A 17,303-nucleotide genomic window follows, 5' to 3' on the forward strand; every position below is an offset into this window, starting at 1 on the left:
CCGGCGGGCCGGCACCCGCCGCACCCCGACACCCACCGCCTTCGTACGACGTTCACGACCTGGGGGGACTCCCTACGATGCACGCCGATCTCTCCCGCCTCACCTTCCGGCCCGAACGGCACTACTCCGCCGTGCTGGCGCAGCAGGGCCGCGTCCAACTGGACGCCGACGCCAACGAGCAGACCGTGATCGAGCTGGTCGGGCGGCGGGCCCTGACCGCCGATCTGATCGGGCAGCACGGCGGCCCGGCCGGCGCCACCGGCTTCGCGATCACGTTCCAGGGCGGCAAGCGCGACCTGGACGACCTGGTCATCGGCAGCGGCCGCTACTACGTCGACGGCATCCCGCTCGACGCCGACCGACCCCAGCCGGGCGTCCCGGTACCGGACGAGGACGCCGACGCCGACGCCGACGACGCCCAGGTCGCCCCGGATGCCGCGGCACCGACCGCCGCCGCCCCGTGGACGTACTGGGACCAGCCCGACGCCTATCTCGACCGGGAGCGGGCCGGTGACCGGCTGCCGACGCGTTTCCCGTTCGTGGTGTACCTGAAGGTGTGGGAGCGCTCGGTGACGGCGGCCGAGGACCCGGCGCTGCGCGAGGTGGCGCTCGGCGCCGCACTGCCCGACACCGCGGCCCGCGTGAAGGTCGTGTGGCAGGTGCGGCCGCTGCCGCTGTCCGAGCTGCCCGAACTGGCTGCCGCCGGCGGGTCCGACGCCGCCCAGCCGACCCCGGACGAGGTGCGCCGGGCGTTTCGCGCCTGGGCCGACCGGCAGGAGGCCCCGGGCGCCCGCATCGCGCTGCGCGCCGAGCGGCCCGAGCGCGCCGACGAGGACCCGTGCCTGGTCGCCCCCGACGCCCGCTACCGCGGCCCGGAGAACCAGCTGTACCGCGTGGAGGTCCACGACGGTGGCAGCGCCCGGGAGGCCACCTTCAAGTGGTCGCGCGAGAACGGTTCCGTGGTCTTCCCCGTCGACGACCTCGACGGCACCTGGGTCCAGCTCGCCACGCTCGGCGGCGACACCAAGCTGGACCTGGACGTGGGCGACCGGGTCGAGTTCGTCGACAGCGCCTACGCCAGCCGGCTCGAACCGCTGCCGCTGCTGCGGGTCGAGGAGCTGGACCTGCCGGGCCGGCGGGTGCGCCTGTCGGGCGAGCCGGCCCAGGGCGTCGCCCGGCGGCCCGAGCTGAACCCGTACCTGCGCCGCTGGGACCACCGGGACGGGCACCGGCGGCCCTCGGGCGGCACGCGGCCGGGCGCCGGCGCACGGGTGCAGCACGGCGCGGTGCGCATCGAGGAGGGCCGCTGGCTGCCCCTCGAAGACGGCGTCGAGGTGTACTTCGCCCCGGGCGGCAGCTACCGCACCGGCGACTTCTGGTGCGCGCCGGCCCGTACCGCCACCGGCACCGTCGAGTGGCCCACGGACGCGGCGCGCCGCCCGCTGCTCCAGCCTCCGCTCGGCGTCGCCGTGCACCATGCGCCGTTGGCCCTGGTCACCGGCGAACAGGGTGCGGTGGACCTGCGGCTGGCCTTCGGGCCGCTCGCCGGGGCGATCCCTGCGGCCAGCGCGGAACAACTGGCGGCCGAGCGCGAGGCGCGCCAGGAGGAGATCGCCGCGGAGACCACGTCAGGGCAGAACCCGCGCTCCGAGACCACGGCCGGCGCGGAGGCCGCCGCGGCACCCGACGCCGACACAGGGGCGGCCGGTGCCGCCGGGCAGGGCAAGGACAGGGACCCGGGCGCGGGGGGCGGCCGAGGAGGACGACGCCATGGCTGAGCCGCTGACCGCGGCGCAGGTGCTGAAGGCGCTGCGCGACGAGGGCCTCACCGTGCACGAGGTACGCAGCTGGCGCCGGCACAACCGCAACACCAAGGGCCCGTGGGGCCCGCTGAACGGCGTGATGATCCACCACACCGTCACCGAGGGCGTCGAGCCCTCCGTGAACCTGTGCTACGACGGCCGGAGCGATCTGCCGGGTCCGCTCTGCCACGGCGTCATCGACAAGGCCGGCGAAATCCATCTGGTCGGCTGGGGCCGCGCCAACCACGCCGGCCTCGGCGACGCCGACGTGCTGCGCGCGGTGATCCGGGAGTCCACGCTCCCCGCGGACGACCAGGCCGACACCGACGGCAACAGCCGCTTCTACGGCTTCGAGTGCATCAACCTGGGCGACGGAAAGGATCCCTGGCCCGAGGCCCAGAAGGACGCCATCGCCCGTGCCGCGGCGGCGATCTGCCGCGCCCACGGCTGGACGGAGCGCTCCGTCATCGGCCACAAGGAGTGGCAGCCCGGGAAGATCGACCCCCGCGGCTTCACCATGTCCGGCATGCGCGCACGGATCGCCGAACGGCTACGGGCGCCCGCGGGCGCCGGGGATCGTGCGACGGGTTCGGACACAGGCGCGGGCACGGGCACGGGCGCCGGGAAGGCGACGGGTGACGGGGGCGCCGGCCGGGAACCGGCGCCCGAGGACGTACCCGCCAGGCCGGACCGGCCCCCGGAGCCTCCCGCACCGTCCGCGTACGAGCCCTTCCCGGGCGCCGCGTTCTTCCAGGACGGCCGGAGCGACCCCGTGATCACGGTGATGGGCCATCGCCTCAACGCCGAGGGCTGTGGCCGCTACCGCCAGGCCCCCACCCCCGACTGGAACCAGGCCGCCCGCCGCTCCTACACCGCCTGGCAGAAGAAGCTCGGCTTCCGCGGCAGGGATGCCGACGGCATCCCTGGCCGCGTCAGCTGGGACCTGCTGAGGGTGCCGCGCGTGTCCCGCCGGTGACACGCACGGCACTCCGGTGGCCTGCACGCCAGGCCGTCGGTTTGCACCTCAGGCCGTCGGTTTGCACCTCAGGCCGTCGGTTTGCACCTCAGGCCGTCGGTTTGCACCTCAGGCCGTCGGTTTGCACCTCAGGCCGTCGGTTTGCACCTCAGGCCGGTGGCCTCACTGGCCGGCGATGGACTGGCCGCCGAGGCCGGTGGCCAGGTGCTGGACGAGCAGCGCGGCGTCCTGCGGCACGGTGTCGGGGACCCGACCGGACTGCGCGTCGTCCTTGATGCCGTCGACCGTGTAGAGGACGTCACCGACGACCTGCAAGGCGGTGTGCGGCAGGCTGCCGGGCGACACGGGGTCGGCGGGGAGGCCGTCGTGCATCGCGGCCGAAGCGTCGGTCAGCGTCGTCACCACCGCGGCGACCGGCGGGGACTGGAGCACCGCGCCGGTCACGACGTCGGGAAGGTCGGCGGGCTGGAACGCCATGGTGGACGCGTCGGCGGCGGGCGCCGCCATGGTGTGCGCCGGAGCGGGTGCGGCGGCGGACTGGGCGACGGTGGTGTGCGCTACGGCAGGTGCTTCGGCACGCGCGGCGGTGTGCGCCGTGGCGGGCGCGGCGGCGGACTGGGAAGCGGCCAGTTCCGGCGCGAACGCCGACAGGGGCCCGAAGAGGTAGTCCACCTCTTCCTGCACCGCGGCGGGCGCCTGAGCCACGTGCTGTCCGGCCTCCGCCGCCCGCGCCTGAACATGGCCAACGGTCCGGGCGACGGGGCCGGGAGCGACATCGGCGCTCTGGGCGCCCCGCGCCACCTGACCGACGACACCGTGCGCGCCCTGCGCCGCGTCACCGGCGACCCGGTGCGTCGTGTGCCCGGCCTGGCCGGCGGCACCCTGCGCGACTCCGGTGGCGTCGTCGACCGCGCCGTGTGCGGCCGGCGTGGCATGGCTCGCCACCCCCTGGGTCACCTGGGCCACGTGGTGGACAGCGGCGTGCGTGGTCTGGGTCACCGCCTCGTGGGCGGTTTCGGTCACATGGGTCACACGGGCGACGGTGTGCTGGACGTCGACACCGAGATGGACATCGGCGCCGTCCGCGCTGGCGTCCCCGGCGGCTTCGATCGGGCGGTCAGGTTGCGAGACGGAGTGCGCGGGCTGCTCGTCCGCGCTGGCGACGGCCGAGCCGAGCGCCCACGCGCCGGAGACACCGGCGGCGATCACGATGGAGCGTCGGAGGTTCTTGTTCATGCGTACGTCAGATCCTTCGGGACATGGAGAACTTCGAAACTTCGGCTGAGTTCCGGGGCCGATGGTGGCGCCCCGGACGTTGGGCAGACCTGTTCCGCCCCCGCGCGGGCAGGCCGCAGCACGCGGAAACGGCCTGCCCTAGCCGGGGAATTCGACGATGTCACGGTGTCTGTCCCGGATCGAGGCCCCGGCGACGACGGCATGCGCACCGGGCATGAGCCGATGCGTCACCCCCGCCCGGTCCAGGGCCGCACTCTGTTCGGCGTGGCGTTGCGACGCTCCGGAACCGGTGACGGACGTGGCGCCGAGCACCGCGGCGGGAGCCTCGCCCGGCACCGGAAGGCGCCCGCCACCGGGCAGCCCCGAACCGCTTCCCTCGCCGGTGCGCTCGCCGCGCAACAGAGCTCCTGCGCCGGCGGCATCCGCACCGGCGACGCTCGAGCCGTACCCGGCGCCGTACTCCCGCCCGTGGTCCGCAGGGCCGTCCGTGCCCGAACCCGGCAGCGACGGGCCCTGCTGCTCCCCGCCGCCCACCGGGCCCTGTGGCCCGCCGGGCAGCGGCGCACCGGGCCAACCCGCCAGTTCACGCAGCGAGCGCAACAGCTCCTGAGGCAACGCACGCACGACGGCCCGCACCGTGTCCTGCACCTCGTCCGCGCCCGGCGCACCACCCGTGGCTGCCTCGGTGCCCTTGGCATCGGTGGCCGCTGCGCCGCCGGTGGCGCCGGTGGCGTCCGTGGCGCTCACGCTCGTCGAGTCCGCGCCGTCGCCCGGGTGGGTGGCGGGGACGGTCTCGGTGGGCGCCGGTTGCGCGCTGGACGGCGAACGGGGCGCGTGTGCCCGGGAATCCGAGGGTGCGGAGTGCACATTCGGTGTGTCCTGGCCGGGGGCACCCTGCCGTGCGGTCGCGGCGGGAACGGGAGCCGGAGCCGCAGCGTGACCGGGGGTCTCGACGGTCCCCGCGTACCGGATGTCCGTGTGGGTGCGGACGGTACCGGTACGGACCGAATGATCTGCCCGCGTCACCGCCGTGGACGGCGCGGCGTCCGCCGTCGGGCGACCGTCCTCCGCTGCGTGCGCCTGCTCACCGAAGACCAGGCCCAGGACGACCAGGGCACCCAGCAGCAGCGTCACGTGCAGCACGCGCTGCCCGGCCGCCTGGCGCACCATGCGCAGGGCGGCACCGGACTGGGGTGCTGCACAGCTCAGGATCTCGGCCCTTCCGTCGGGAGGTTCGTGCGACGGTGTCCGGAGCGGGCGCTCCGAGCGGGGACGCTCCCGTCGCGGCGTCGATCCTCGCATGGGACTCGGGAGGTTGCGCAAGCCCCGGGTGACCGTCGTGGGTTGATGTGCGGTGTGCTATCACCGCCCGGCGGACGCATCTGGTATGGGCAAGGGGCGCTTCTCGATGGCCGCGGCCATCACCTCGGGGAAGAGGTCGGGCGTGCAGGCGAAGGCGGGTGCGTCCAGTGCGGCGAGCGCTGCCGCATGATCCCTGTCGTACGCCGGCGCCCCCTCGTCGGAGAGCGCGAGCAGCGTCACGAACTGCACTCCGGACGCCTTCATGGCCGCCACGCGCTTCAGCATCTCGTTGCGTATCCCGCCCTCGTAGAGGTCGGAGATCAGTACGACCACCGTGTCCGCGGGGCGGGTGATCTGCGACTGGCAGTACGCCAGCGCCCGGTTGATGTCCGTGCCGCCGCCGAGTTGGGTGCCGAAGAGTACGTCGACGGGGTCGTCGAGCTGATCGGTGAGGTCCACGACGGCGGTGTCGAAGACGACCAGCCGGGTGGCGATGGACCGCATCGACGCCAGCACGGCGCCGAACACCGAGGCGTAGACGACGGAGGCCGCCATCGACCCCGACTGGTCGATGCAGAGGACCACCTCTTTCTTCACGGACTGCGCCGCCCTGCCGTAGCCGATCAACCGCTCGGGCACGACGGTGCGGTACTCGGGGAGGTAGTGCTTGAGGTTGGCCGCGATGGTGCGGTTCCAGTCGATGTCGCGGTGGCGTGGCCGGCTGACCCGGGCGCTGCGGTCGAGCGCACCGGTGAGCGTCGCCCGGGTACGGGTCGCGAGCCGCTTCTCCAGGTCCTCCACGACCTTGCGCACCACGGCCCGAGCGGTCTCCTTGGTGGTCTCCGGCATCGCCTTGTTGAGCGAGAGCAGGGTGCCGACGAGGTGCACGTCGGCCTCCACCGCCTGGAGCATCTCCGGTTCCAGCAGCAGCGCGGACAGGCCGAGCCGGTCGATGGCGTCGCGCTGCATGACCTGCACCACCGAGGACGGGAAGTAGCTGCGGATGTCGCCCAGCCAGCGGGCGACGGACGGCGCTGACGCGCCGAGACCGGCCGATCTGTCCCGGCCACGCTGCCGGCCGTCCCCCGTGTTGTAGAGCGCGCCGAGCGCCTTGTCCATGGCCGCGTCCCGCCCGGCGAGTCCGTGCCCGGTGCCGTCCGCCGCGTCACCGCCGAGCACCAGCCGCCAGCGCCGCAACCGCTCGTCGGTGCCGTCGCCATGACCGTCCGGCCCTGCCGGCGTCCCCGTGCTCATCCCACCACCCCCACGGTGTCCTGCGCCGGTTCGGCGTCCATGTCGGTGCCGGTGCCGGCCTCGATGCCGGCTCCGGTCCTGGTCCTGCGCCCGGGTGGGCCGTCCGGGGCGGGCAGGCCGAGCAGCAGGGACAGCACGGGGAGGACGGCGTCAGCCCGGTCGACGTCCAATTCCGGGGCGAACCCGGGCAGCGCGGCACCGCTGCCGGTCACCGCCGCCGGCGCTCCCGCCGGGCCACGGCGGATCAACTCTCCGAGCGTGCGCCGCACCCCGGCCTCGTAGGCGGAGAACGTACGGCGCAGCAGCGGCAGTACGTCCGTGAAGGCGATGTCGGAAACGGCGGCGAGCCAGCCGTCCACCAGCGCGAGGAGGCGTTCGTCGTGCACGAGGAGCATGCCCGAGCCGGCGCCGCCGCCCACGAAGCCGTCGATCCACGCGGCCGCGTCGGCGGGCTCGGTACCCGGTGACAGCGCCAGCCCCATGCGTCGGGCCGCCTCGTCCTGCGTGGAGTCCCCCTCGTCCAGCAGGATCCGGGCGCTGCGCCCGCGCAGCACCCCGGGCATGGACTCCCGCTCGGCAAGCCCCCGCAACACGGCGTGCCAACGGCTACGGACGCCCGGCTCACGCTGCCCGCCGCCGTCGTCCGGCGCGTGCGGTACCTCTGCGTTCTCGCCGGCTCCGGCTCCGGCTCCGGCGGCATCGTGGGCTGCGTCGTCGACGGTCACGGCGGGATCCGGGGTGGCCGGGGCTTCCCGGGCCTCCTCGAGGAGTCCCACCGCGCCGTGCACCGCGTCGAGATGGCGGCGCATCTCCGCTGCGGCGTCCGCGTCCAGGGATGCGCAGGCGGGTGGCAGGCCGACGAAGATCCGCTCGGCGAGGCCGGCGGCCACGTCGCCGAGGGCGCCGGTGTCGGTGCCGCGCACGTCGCCGTAGCGCACGGAGCGGACCAGGGCCGGCAGGGCCTGGGCGAGATGGCCCACGTCGGCGTCGAGCGCGGCACGGTCGGCGAGGGTGCGCATCACCACCGGGAGCGCTTCGGGCAGATCGGCGAGCAGGCACTGCTCGGCGAGCGCGGTGACGTCGGCCAGGGTGTCAGCGGCGGCCGCGTCCGCCGCCGCCTTCGCCGCCGCGGCAGCGGACGCCGTGGTCCCCCACACACCGGCCTCGGCGACCCGCACGGACAGCTCCGGCTCCCAGCACAGCCGCCAGGTCTCACGGAAGGTGCCGGTGCTGCCGCGCGCGGAGACGGCGGGCTCGCCCCAGGGCACGCCGAGCAACCGCAGCCGGTGCAGCAGCCTGCTGCGCGCGGCGTCGGTGTCCCGCCGCAGGTCCAGGTCGAGCTCGCGCTCCGCTGCCGCCGGTTTGAGCCGCAGGGCGCGCTGCTGCCGGGCGAGGTCGCGCTGCAACGGCACAGCGGGCGCGTTCTCCGGCACCTCGCCGAGTACGTCCCCGACCACCAGCCGATCGTGTACGAGCGCGAGCGGTACCTCGGAGCCGTCGCACATCACCGCCTTGACCGCCTCGCTCGTCTCAGCGAGCCCGGCGAGCGGCCGGCCGCGCAGCGTGGCGAGCGCGTCCGCGAGCCGCACCGCCTCGATGACATGGGCGGAGGACACGATGCGGTCCTCCTCCCGGAGCAGCCCGGCGACCTTCGTCATCCAGCGCTCCAGCGGGCGGTCCGGGGACCGGAACAGATGGCCGTACCAGCCGGGCGAGTCGATGCCCGCGCCGTAACCGCTGTCCTTGGAGAGCCTGCGGTGCGTCCAGGGCACCCACGTCATGTCGGCCTTGACCTTCGGCAGCCCCTTCAGCAGCGCACGGTCGCCGGCGGCGGTGCTGCGCTCCTTCAGTGCCGGGACGTGCCAGGCGCCGCACACCACGGCGATCGCGTCGCCGAACTGCCGCCGTGCGGCGCGTACCTGAAGGCGCATGTACGCCTCGCGCACCAGGTCGCGGTGCGGCTCGCCGTCGCCGTACGTCTCACGGAGCGCCGTCATGGCGTCGGCCAGCGCCTCGAACGGGGCAAAGGCGTCCCCCACCACGCCCCGATGCTCGACGACGTCCTCCCACCAGCGCTCCGGGTCGTCGTACCCGGCCGTCTCGGCGAGCACGGCGAGCGGATCGATTCGGACGGCCTCCTGCGTGTCGGCGCCGCCGTGCCCCTCGCCGGTGCCGGCGTCCCCCTCGCCGGCACCGGCCTCCCCCGGATCCGCACCGGCTTCCCCCGCGTCGGTGTCGGCCGCCCTGTCCCGCCAGGCGAGTGTGTGGGCCGCGGGAAGGTCGATGAAGCGGACGGCAACGTCATGGGACAGCGCCCACTGGAGCGCCACCCACTCGGGGGAGAACTCGGCGAACGGCCAGAACGCGGACCGGCCCGGCTCGTCCACGACATGGGCGAGCAGCGCCACGGGCGGCCGCATCTCCTTCTGCGCGGCGAGTGGTACCAGCGCGTCCGCCTCCGGTGGGCCCTCGATCAGCACCGCCTGGGGCAGGGCCTCGTCCAGCGCGGCACGCACCGCACGGGCGGAACCCGGCCCGTGGTGCCGCACCCCGAGCAGCAGCGGACCGCTCCGGCGCGCCCGGAGTCGGGCGTCACCCGCCGCTTCCCCGGCTGCCGGAGAGCCGGCCTCCGCCGCCGGCGCCCGCTCTTCCTCCGGGTGCGTCTTCTCCGCGTCCACCGTCATACGCTCACCTCACGGCAGGCCCGGTAGAAGTCCTTCCAGCCGTCCCGCTCCCGTACCACCGCTTCCAGGTACTCCTGCCAGACGACCCGGTCGGCGGCCGGGTCGCGGACGACGGCGCCGAGGATTCCGGCGGCCACGTCGCCCGGGCGCAGCACACCGTCGCCGAAGTGTGCGGCGAGCGCGAGCCCGTGGGTCACGACGGAGATGGCCTCCGCGGTCGAGAGGGTGCCGCTGGGGGACTTCACCTTCGTACGCCCGTCGGCGGTGACGCCGTCGCGCAGCTCGCGGAAGACGGTGACGACTCGGCGGATCTCGTCCATGCCCTCGGGTGCGGCGGGCAGATCGAGCGAGCGGCCGACCTGGTCGACCCGGCGCGAGACGATCTCGACCTCGGCCTCGGCGGTCTCGGGCAGGGGCAGCACCACCGTGTTGAAACGGCGGCGGAGCGCGCTGGAGAGGTCGTTCACCCCGCGGTCGCGGTCGTTGGCGGTGGCGATGACGTTGAACCCGCGGACCGCCTGGACCTCCTGGCCCAGTTCCGGTATCGGCAGGGTCTTCTCGGAGAGGATGGTGATGAGGGTGTCCTGCACATCCGCCGGGATGCGGGTCAGTTCCTCGACACGGGCCGTCATGCCGTCCGCCATGGCACGCATCACGGGGCTCGGGACGAGGGCGTCGCGGCTGGGGCCCTGGGCGAGCAGCTGGGCGTAGTTCCACCCGTAGCGGATGGCCTCCTCCGGGGTGCCTGCGGTGCCCTGGACGAGCAGGGTGGAGTCGCCGCTGACGGCGGCCGCCAGGTGCTCGGAGACCCAGGTCTTGGCGGTGCCGGGCACGCCGAGCAGCAGCAGGGCCCGGTCGGTGGCGAGGGTGGTGACGGCGACCTCGACGATGCGGCGCGGGCCGATGTACTTCGGGGTGATCTCGGTGCCGTCCGGCAGCGTGCCGCCGAGCAGGTAGGTGGCGACGGCCCAGGGGGACAGGCGCCAGCGGGGCGGCCTCGGTCGGTCGTCCTGCGCGGCGAGCGCCGCGAGCTCGGCGGCGAACGCGTCCTCCGCGTGCGGCCGCAGTGTCTGTGTGCCGTCGGCGGGCGCGGGTGTGGACGGTCGCTCGGTCGGCTCTGCGGACACGGGCATGGCTCTCCCCCTCATCTCCGGCCGCCTGCGCGGGCCGGCTGCGCTCACGTCCCCAACTCTGCATCACTCCACTGACAATCGACCTGACCTGCACTGATACCGCTATTCGGAGTGATTGTCAGTGGGGTGACCTACCGTCGGAGACATGACTGAGCAGGGGGTGCGCTGGACGGCGGACCAGGTGCTGGCACTGGCTCCTGACGCCGCCTCACGCAAGGCGGGTAGCAAGCTCGGTGCGGCCGGCCCGTGGTCCGACACGGGCGGCGACGAGGGGGCGATCTGGGGGCTGTGCAAGGGCAGCGGCAGCAAGCCGTACCAGACGGTGGTGGACATCGCGGGGAGCACCGGCCCGGCGTACAAGTGCAGTTGTCCGAGCCGGAAGTTCCCGTGCAAGCACGCGTTGGGCCTGCTGCTGCTCTGGACCGGCGCCGACGACTGGGGGTCCGCGCCCGAGGCTCCGGCCTGGGCGGAGGAATGGCTGACCGGGCGCCGCAAGCGAGCGGCCGAGAAGCCCGCAGCGCCGGCCAGGCGGGACCAGGGGGCGCCCGCGGACCCGGCCGCCCAGCGGCGCGCGGACATCAGGGCGCAGCAGCGAGCGGAGCGCGTCAGCGCGGGCGCCACCGAGCTGGAGCAGCGCCTGTCCGACCTGCTGCGCGGCGGCCTGGCCGGCGCCGAGCAGGCGGGGTACGGCCTGTGGGAGGAGACCGCGGCCCGCATGGTCGACGCCCAGGCGCCGGGGCTCGCGGCACGGGTGCGGGAGTTGGGACCGGTCGCCACCTCGGGACCGGGCTGGCCCCTGCGGTTGTTGGAGGAGTGCGCCCTGATCCATCTGCTCGACCAGGGCTGGCTGCACCGGTCGGACCTGCCGCCCGGCCTGGCCACCACGGTCCGCGCCCGCATCGGCCTTCCCACTCCGGCCGACGGCCCCACGGAGCGCGACCAGTGGCTCGTCCTCGCCCAGTACGACACGGCCGACACCAAGCTCACCACCCGCCGCATCTGGCTCTACGGCACCGGTTCGGGCCGTACGGCGCTGCTGCTCTCGTACGGCGCTGCGGGCCGCCCGCCCGCGCTCGCGCTGCCGGTGGGCCTGGCGTTCGACGCCGAGCTGTCCGCCCACCCGGGCCCCGCCCAACTCCGCGCCGAGCTGGGCGAGCGGTTCAGCGCCCCGGTCCCGACCGCCGCCCGGCCCTCCGCCGTCACCACGTCCGAGGCCACCGCCCGCTACGGCACGGCGCTCCGCGACGACCCGTGGCTGGACTCCTGGCCGGTCACCCTGGGCCCGGTGATACCCGCCCCGCTGCCGGACGGCTCCGGCTGGCAACTGGCCGACGCGGACGGCGGCCTGGCCGTGCCGATCACCGCCTCGGCGCCGGCCGCGCCCCCCGGCCTGTGGCGCCTGGTCGCGCTCTCGGGCGGCGCCCCCGTCACCGTCTTCGGCGAGTGCGGCCACCGCGGCTTCACCCCACTCGCGGCCTGGCCCCAGGGCCCGGGGGAAACGGTGGCCCTGTGCTGACGACGAGGAGGGCTCCCGCAACGCCGAAGACGACAGGAGCCGACCCGCGGACGACACCCACCGCCGCCGCAACGACCGGGGCGGCACGTGCTCTGACCGCGGACACCGGCACCCCGGACACCGGCACCGCTGAGGCATGGACCACAAGGGCACGGACCACAAGGGCACGGACCGGAACCACATGGACCGAAGTCGCACGGACCGCAGGGGCACGGACGGCCGTCCTGCCCACGAGGACAGGGCCGCTGCGCACCGGGCCCCCACGCGCCAGGACCGCACGCGCCGAGCGAGGTACAGGGTCATGAGCAACACGACGAGCACGACAGGCACGCCTGACGCCGGTGCCACGGCGGCGGGATGGGATGACCTGGTCACCGCCGCCCTGCTCGGCACGGAGCGTCGCAGGCCACCCGTGACCGCCCACGGCAAGGACGCGGCGACGGCACTGCTGGACGCGGCCGCCGTGCAGACGGTGCGGCGGCGCGCGGGCCTGCGTCCGGCTCCCGCCGCACCGCTGCCCGGCCGCGCCCCGGCCGACGCCCGGCCCGCGCTGCCGTCCGCGGCGGTGCGACGCTTGACGCTGCTGCTGGCGAACCGCCCGGGCGCCGGAAGCGACGGCCGCCGCGGCACGGCACCCGACCTCATGGAGCTGCTGCCCCAATGGCTCCACGCGGCCGACGACCAGGGCTTCGCCGCTCCCCCGCACCTGATCCCGGCCCTGCTGGACGTCGCCCGGGCCCGCACCGACCTGCGCCCGCAGGTCCTTTCCTTCGCGGGACCGCGCGCCCTGTGGCTGGCCCGGCTGAACACGGACTGGAAGTTCGCGCTACGGGCCACCCCGGGCGGCGGCGCAGCCCTGCCCGCCGCCGAGGACAGCGCCCAGATCGAGCGACTGTGGGAGGAGGGGCTGTTCGCCGAGCGCGTCGCCCTGCTGGCGGCGCTGCGGGCGCATGCCCCGGGTGCCGCCCGCGACCTGCTCGCCGGCACCTGGCCCACCGAGCGGGCCGAGGACCGGCTGATGTTCCTCGACGCACTGCACACCGGCCTGTGCGGCGACGACGAGCCGTTCCTCGAACGCGCCCTGACCGACCGCAGCCGCAACGTCCGCGCCATCGCCGCCGAACTGCTCTCCGCACTCCCCCGTTCGGCGCTGGCCCGGCGCATGGAGGCCCGTGCAGCGGCCTGCGTGACGTTGGACCGTACGGGTCCCTCACCGGTACTCGTGGTGACGGCACCGCACGAGTGCGACGCCGACATGGAGCGCGACGGCATCATGCCGAAGCCGCCGACCGGACGCGGCGAGCGCGCCTGGTGGCTGGGGCAGCTGGTGGAGGCGGCACCGCTGGCATCGTGGAGCGCTGGGTTCGACGGTCGCTCGCCCGAGGAGATCATGGCGCTGGCCGTGGCCGACGACTGGCAGAGCGAGCTGCACGCGGCCTGGTGCCGGGCGGCGGTCCGCCAGCGGGACGCGGCCTGGTCCCGGGCGCTGCTCGGCGCCCCGACCGCGCAAGGCGCCGGCGGCCCCGGTGCGGTCTCCCTGGCCGAGCGCGCGAAACTCCTCACGACGCTGGCCGAGACGGAGCGTGCCGAGTGGGTCGCCGCCTTCATCGCGGCGCACGGCCTGTCGGAAGCGTTCCAACTGCTGGGTTGCTGTGCGGCCCCATGGGCGGAACCGCTGGGACGGGCGGTGGTGGACGCGTTGAACATCGCGCGGGACGCCGGAAGTTACCCGTGGAGCTTCAGCGGGGTGATGGGCCTTGCGGAGCGCTGCCTGGACCCGGCGGAGGCCACCCGCCTCGAAGCGCTCACCGCGATACCCGAGGAACGGGAGGACGCGTCGCCCGGCGCCGGAAGCTACTGGGCCGAGGCGTTTCAGCGGCTCACGAACACGTTGCAGGTACGGGCGGCAATGAGCGCCGAGCTGATGACACCGACAGCCGAGGACCCGGAAACCGAGGGCCCGGAAGCCGAGGAATCGATAGCCGAGGAATCGATGGCCGAGGGCCCGGCGCACGGGTCCCTGGAGCCACCCCTTGAGTCCTGAACCCTGCGGGCCCCTACGGGCCCTACGCGTCCCGTCCGTGCACCCGCTCCCCCGAGGGCTCCTGCGTTCGAGGGCGCTGGACGGCTCCCGATGGCTCCTGCGTTCGCGTGGCGAAACCCCGTACCGCAACCGCCCCACGTCCCTGGACATATGCACTCACCCAGGGCCGCGGGGCGGCGAACACGCTGCCTGACATGGGCCGACGCCTGCGGAACCGCACGGCCGGCGGAGCACGGAATCAGCCGGCGAACCCAGCGGAATCGGCGGAACCTGGCGGTATCAGCCGAACCGGCGGTATCGGCTAGTCCGGCGGAATCAACTGACCGCCGGGGTGCGGACGTGCGCCTGGACCCAGTCCACGATGGAAGCCGTCGTGGCCCCGGGCGTGAAGATCTCAGCGACGCCCTTCTCCTTGAGCGCCGGAATGTCCGCTTCCGGGATGATGCCGCCCCCGAAGACGACGATGTCCTGCGCGTCCCGCTCGGCGAGCAGCTCGATGACACGGGCGAACAGGGTGTTGTGCGCGCCGGAGAGGATGGAGAGGCCGATCGCCTCGGCGTCTTCCTGAATGGCGGTGTCGACGACCTGCTCAGGGGTCTGGTGGAGGCCCGTGTAGATGACCTCCATGCCCGCGTCACGCAGTGCTCGCGCGATGACCTTGGCCCCGCGATCGTGGCCGTCGAGTCCCGGCTTGGCCACGACCACCCGGATCGGCCCGGCTGCCACACTCATCACTGCCTCCATGTACCGACGACGTTGTCCCCAGGATCCCGCACGGACCGGTTTCGCGCCGCTGAGGGAGGGCGAAATCACACGGCGGGAACAGTAGGGACACCGTAGCGACCGCCCGAAGCCTGCGGGCCGCCTCCCCGCCGAGGCTCGCCACCGCCGCCCCGTCCGAGGTCACCACCCGCCACGGCCCATCGGAGCACACCGGCGGCGTGACCCAGCCGAGACCTTCCGTCCCCCTAAACGCAGCATTTTTCGAACGGGCCTCGAACGCAACACCAAGGATGTCTCTGCGCGGCGCCGAAAGAAGGCCGAATGCCCGTTTCTCCTCGGCCGGAAACCCAGCCGAAGATTGTCGCGCCCACGTACTGCCGGGTACAGTCGCCGCACTGCTCCGCCTCTGGGGGGCGGTGACCTCCGTGGCTCAGCCCGAATTGACCAGCCCCCCAGCCCCTGCTGTCGAGGCGAAAGAGAAGTAGGTGAACGACCGTCACCCGTCGGGGGATTCCCATCCCTCGGCCCCCGATGCCGGCCATGCGTCGTACGGGTCGTACGACCAGCAGAGCCTCCATTACGGCGACGGTTATCCCGCATACGGCTATGACGGCTATGACGCCTACGGGACCGGTTCGGTTGCGCCGGCGAGCACAGCCTTCCCTCCGGACAGCGGTTACCCCGCGAGTCACACCGCCACCACGGCTTACCCGGCTGACGGTTTCGCCACCGGCAGCTTCACGCCGGGCGCTTTCGCGGGCGCCAACGACTACGACTCCGACCCGCTGTTCGGCGACCTCCCCGGTACCGCTCCCGGCGCAGCCGCTGGCTACGACATGACCGGCCAGTGGGACACCACCGGCGCCTACGCCCCGCCGACCGCCGACCCGTACGGCACCCAGTCGCAGGCCCAGCCACACGGCGCGTACGACACCGGCGGCTACCCCACGGGGACCACGGGGGGTTACCCCGACGCGGGCTACGACCTGACCGGCCAGTGGGACGCCACCGCCTGGGCGGGCACGGACCAGACCGACACCGGTCTGTGGGACACCACCTCGTACGCGCAACAGGTCCCCGAGCAGGTCCCCCCGCAGTACGACGGCTACGCCCCCCAGGACTTCGCAGGTCTCACCGCCGACCCGGCCGAAGCGGCCGACGCAGCGGCTTCATACGCGCCCACCGGCTATGACACGACCGGCCACGAGACGACCGGCCACGAGACGGCCGGCTACGAGACGACCGGTTACGAGACGCTCGGCTATGAGACGACCGGCCATGACACGGCCGGCTACGAGACCCCCGCCCACGAGTCGGGCGGTCACGACGCACACGGCTACGACCCCAACGCCCTCGATACGCACGGCTACGACCCCAACGCCCTCGATACGCACGCCTACGGCTACGCCCCGCACGGCTACGAGTCGTCGCCCTACGGCGGCCTCGAGCCCGAACTCGCGGACTACGAGCGTGAACTGGCCGACATCGACGCCACCGGTTTCGACACCGGCACCGACCACGCCGCCTACGCCGACGCCACGGACCCGTACGCCGGGCCGACCCCGCACGACCACGCCTCCCCCGCCCCCGGCACCGTCGACGACGAGCCCGCGGGCATGCATGAGGACGGCTACCGGGAGTACGACGACGCGGGGTACCAGGACGAGGCCGAGGACCAGGGCCAGGACGAGGCCGACGACGGGTACCGCGACGGAGACGGCAGGGACGAAGGACGGGAACTCGCGCCGGTCTCGCGCCGCGCCCCCGGCCGGGGTTCCGGCTCCCGGCGCCGTAGCCCGGCGAAGCGTTCCGCCTTACTGACGGTGGCCGTGCCCTCGGTCTGCGTCATCGGGGTGGCGGGTGTCGCCGCCGCGTCGGTGGGCGGCCTGGGCGGCGACGACAAGCCGGCCACGGCGGCCTCCGACATCAAGCCGGCCGAGGCCAACAACAAGCTCGACACCCAGCTCGACAACCTGTCCGCCGACACGCGCGACTTCGCCGACCGGGCGAGCCGTACGCAGGAGCGCATCGACCTCAAGGCCCAGGAAGAGGCCAAGCGGAAGAAGGCGGCGGAGGACGCGGCCCGCAAGGAGCGGCTGCGGCCGAAGTTCGTCCTCCCGGTCACGCAGAAGGGCCTGAGCGCCACTTTCGGCCAGGCGGGCGTCAACTGGATGTCCGTGCACACCGGTATCGACTTCCCGGTCGCCTACGGCACCCAGGTGATGGCGGCGACCGACGGCACGGTGCGGTTCCAGTACAACACCGCGTACGGGAACATGGCGATCCTTACCGCCAAGGACGGCACCGAGACGTGGTACTGCCACCTCTCCAGCTACCGGGTCAACTCCGGTACCACGGTCAAGGCCGGCGATGTGATCGCCTTCTCCGGAAGCTCCGGCAACTCGACCGGGCCCCATCTGCACTTCGAGGTCCGCCCGGGCGGCGGCGACGCGATCGACCCGCTCCCGTGGCTGCGCAGCCACGGCCTCGACCCGACCTGAGCCACGAGCCCGAGAGCCCACGCGTCAAAGCCGGCGGGTATCAAGAGGGCACGTCAAGCAGCGAGCTCCCCCACTGCCTGAAGGGCGTGGGAGGTACCCCCAGGGAGAGCGCCGCGCGACGCGGCGCTCTCG

At 73.9% G+C, this 17,303-nt stretch carries 11 protein-coding genes; 5 read left to right on the forward strand and 6 right to left on the reverse strand.

Going from position 1 to position 17,303, the window contains the following annotated elements; all coding sequences use genetic code 11:
* Nucleotides 1-77: 77 nt before the first annotated feature.
* Both NQO67_RS33420 and NQO67_RS33425 read left to right on the forward strand, forming a co-directional pair.
* Nucleotides 78-1,778 carry a DUF6519 domain-containing protein gene (locus NQO67_RS33420; RefSeq protein ID WP_255954129.1) on the forward strand — a complete coding sequence of 567 codons (1,701 nt, stop codon included), beginning with the start codon at nucleotides 78-80 and terminating at the stop codon, nucleotides 1,776-1,778.
* Nucleotides 1,771-2,778 (forward strand): peptidoglycan-binding protein, encoded by a 1,008-nt coding sequence (locus NQO67_RS33425; RefSeq protein WP_255954130.1) that lies wholly within the window; start codon nucleotides 1,771-1,773, stop codon nucleotides 2,776-2,778. The genes NQO67_RS33420 and NQO67_RS33425 overlap by 8 nt, the downstream gene beginning before the upstream one ends.
* Nucleotides 2,779-2,940: 162 nt before the next feature.
* Here NQO67_RS33425 and NQO67_RS33430 read toward each other — a convergent pair whose 3' ends face one another.
* From NQO67_RS33430 to NQO67_RS33450, 5 genes are all read right to left on the reverse strand, one after another.
* A complete protein-coding gene (locus NQO67_RS33430) occupies nucleotides 2,941-4,014 on the reverse strand; it encodes a hypothetical protein (protein ID WP_255954131.1) in 1,074 nt (357 codons plus the stop codon).
* 138 nt (nucleotides 4,015-4,152) lie between these two features.
* Nucleotides 4,153-5,184 (reverse strand): hypothetical protein, encoded by a 1,032-nt coding sequence (locus tag NQO67_RS33435; protein ID WP_255954132.1) that lies wholly within the window; start codon nucleotides 5,182-5,184, stop codon nucleotides 4,153-4,155.
* Nucleotides 5,185-5,376: 192 nt separating this feature from the next.
* Nucleotides 5,377-6,570, reverse strand: coding sequence for a VWA domain-containing protein (locus tag NQO67_RS33440; protein ID WP_255954133.1), 1,194 nt, complete (start codon nucleotides 6,568-6,570; stop codon nucleotides 5,377-5,379).
* Complete coding sequence (locus tag NQO67_RS33445) at nucleotides 6,567-9,254, reverse strand: DUF5682 family protein (protein ID WP_374119222.1); 2,688 nt, start codon at nucleotides 9,252-9,254, stop codon at nucleotides 6,567-6,569. Before NQO67_RS33445 ends, NQO67_RS33440 begins: the two co-directional genes overlap by 4 nt.
* Entirely contained in the window at nucleotides 9,251-10,387 is a 1,137-nt protein-coding gene (locus NQO67_RS33450) for an ATP-binding protein (RefSeq protein WP_255954134.1), read from the reverse strand. Before NQO67_RS33450 ends, NQO67_RS33445 begins: the two co-directional genes overlap by 4 nt.
* Nucleotides 10,388-10,532: 145 nt before the next feature.
* Here NQO67_RS33450 and NQO67_RS33455 point away from each other — a divergent pair, with 145 nt between their 5' ends.
* Nucleotides 10,533-11,903, forward strand: a complete 1,371-nt coding sequence (locus tag NQO67_RS33455; protein WP_255954135.1) for an SWIM zinc finger family protein — start codon at nucleotides 10,533-10,535, stop codon at nucleotides 11,901-11,903.
* A gap of 301 nt (nucleotides 11,904-12,204) precedes the next feature.
* Nucleotides 12,205-13,947 carry a DUF5691 domain-containing protein gene (locus tag NQO67_RS33460; RefSeq protein ID WP_255954136.1) on the forward strand — a complete coding sequence of 581 codons (1,743 nt, stop codon included), beginning with the start codon at nucleotides 12,205-12,207 and terminating at the stop codon, nucleotides 13,945-13,947.
* A gap of 315 nt (nucleotides 13,948-14,262) precedes the next feature.
* Here the strand turns inward: NQO67_RS33460 and icmB are convergent, their stop codons facing one another.
* On the reverse strand, nucleotides 14,263-14,679 hold the full coding sequence (icmB, locus tag NQO67_RS33465; protein WP_255954137.1) for a coenzyme B12-dependent isobutyryl CoA mutase small subunit: 417 nt from the start codon (nucleotides 14,677-14,679) through the stop codon (nucleotides 14,263-14,265).
* A 476-nt stretch (nucleotides 14,680-15,155) separates the two neighbouring features.
* On the opposite strand from icmB, the gene NQO67_RS33470 reads away from it, so the two are divergent.
* Entirely contained in the window at nucleotides 15,156-17,171 is a 2,016-nt protein-coding gene (locus NQO67_RS33470; protein WP_255954138.1) for a M23 family metallopeptidase, read from the forward strand.
* Nucleotides 17,172-17,303: the final 132 nt, after the last annotated feature.

The sequence above is a fragment of the Streptomyces odontomachi genome (assembly GCF_024435355.1).
In the GTDB taxonomy this organism is placed as follows: Bacteria; Actinomycetota; Actinomycetes; order Streptomycetales; family Streptomycetaceae; genus Streptomyces; species Streptomyces odontomachi.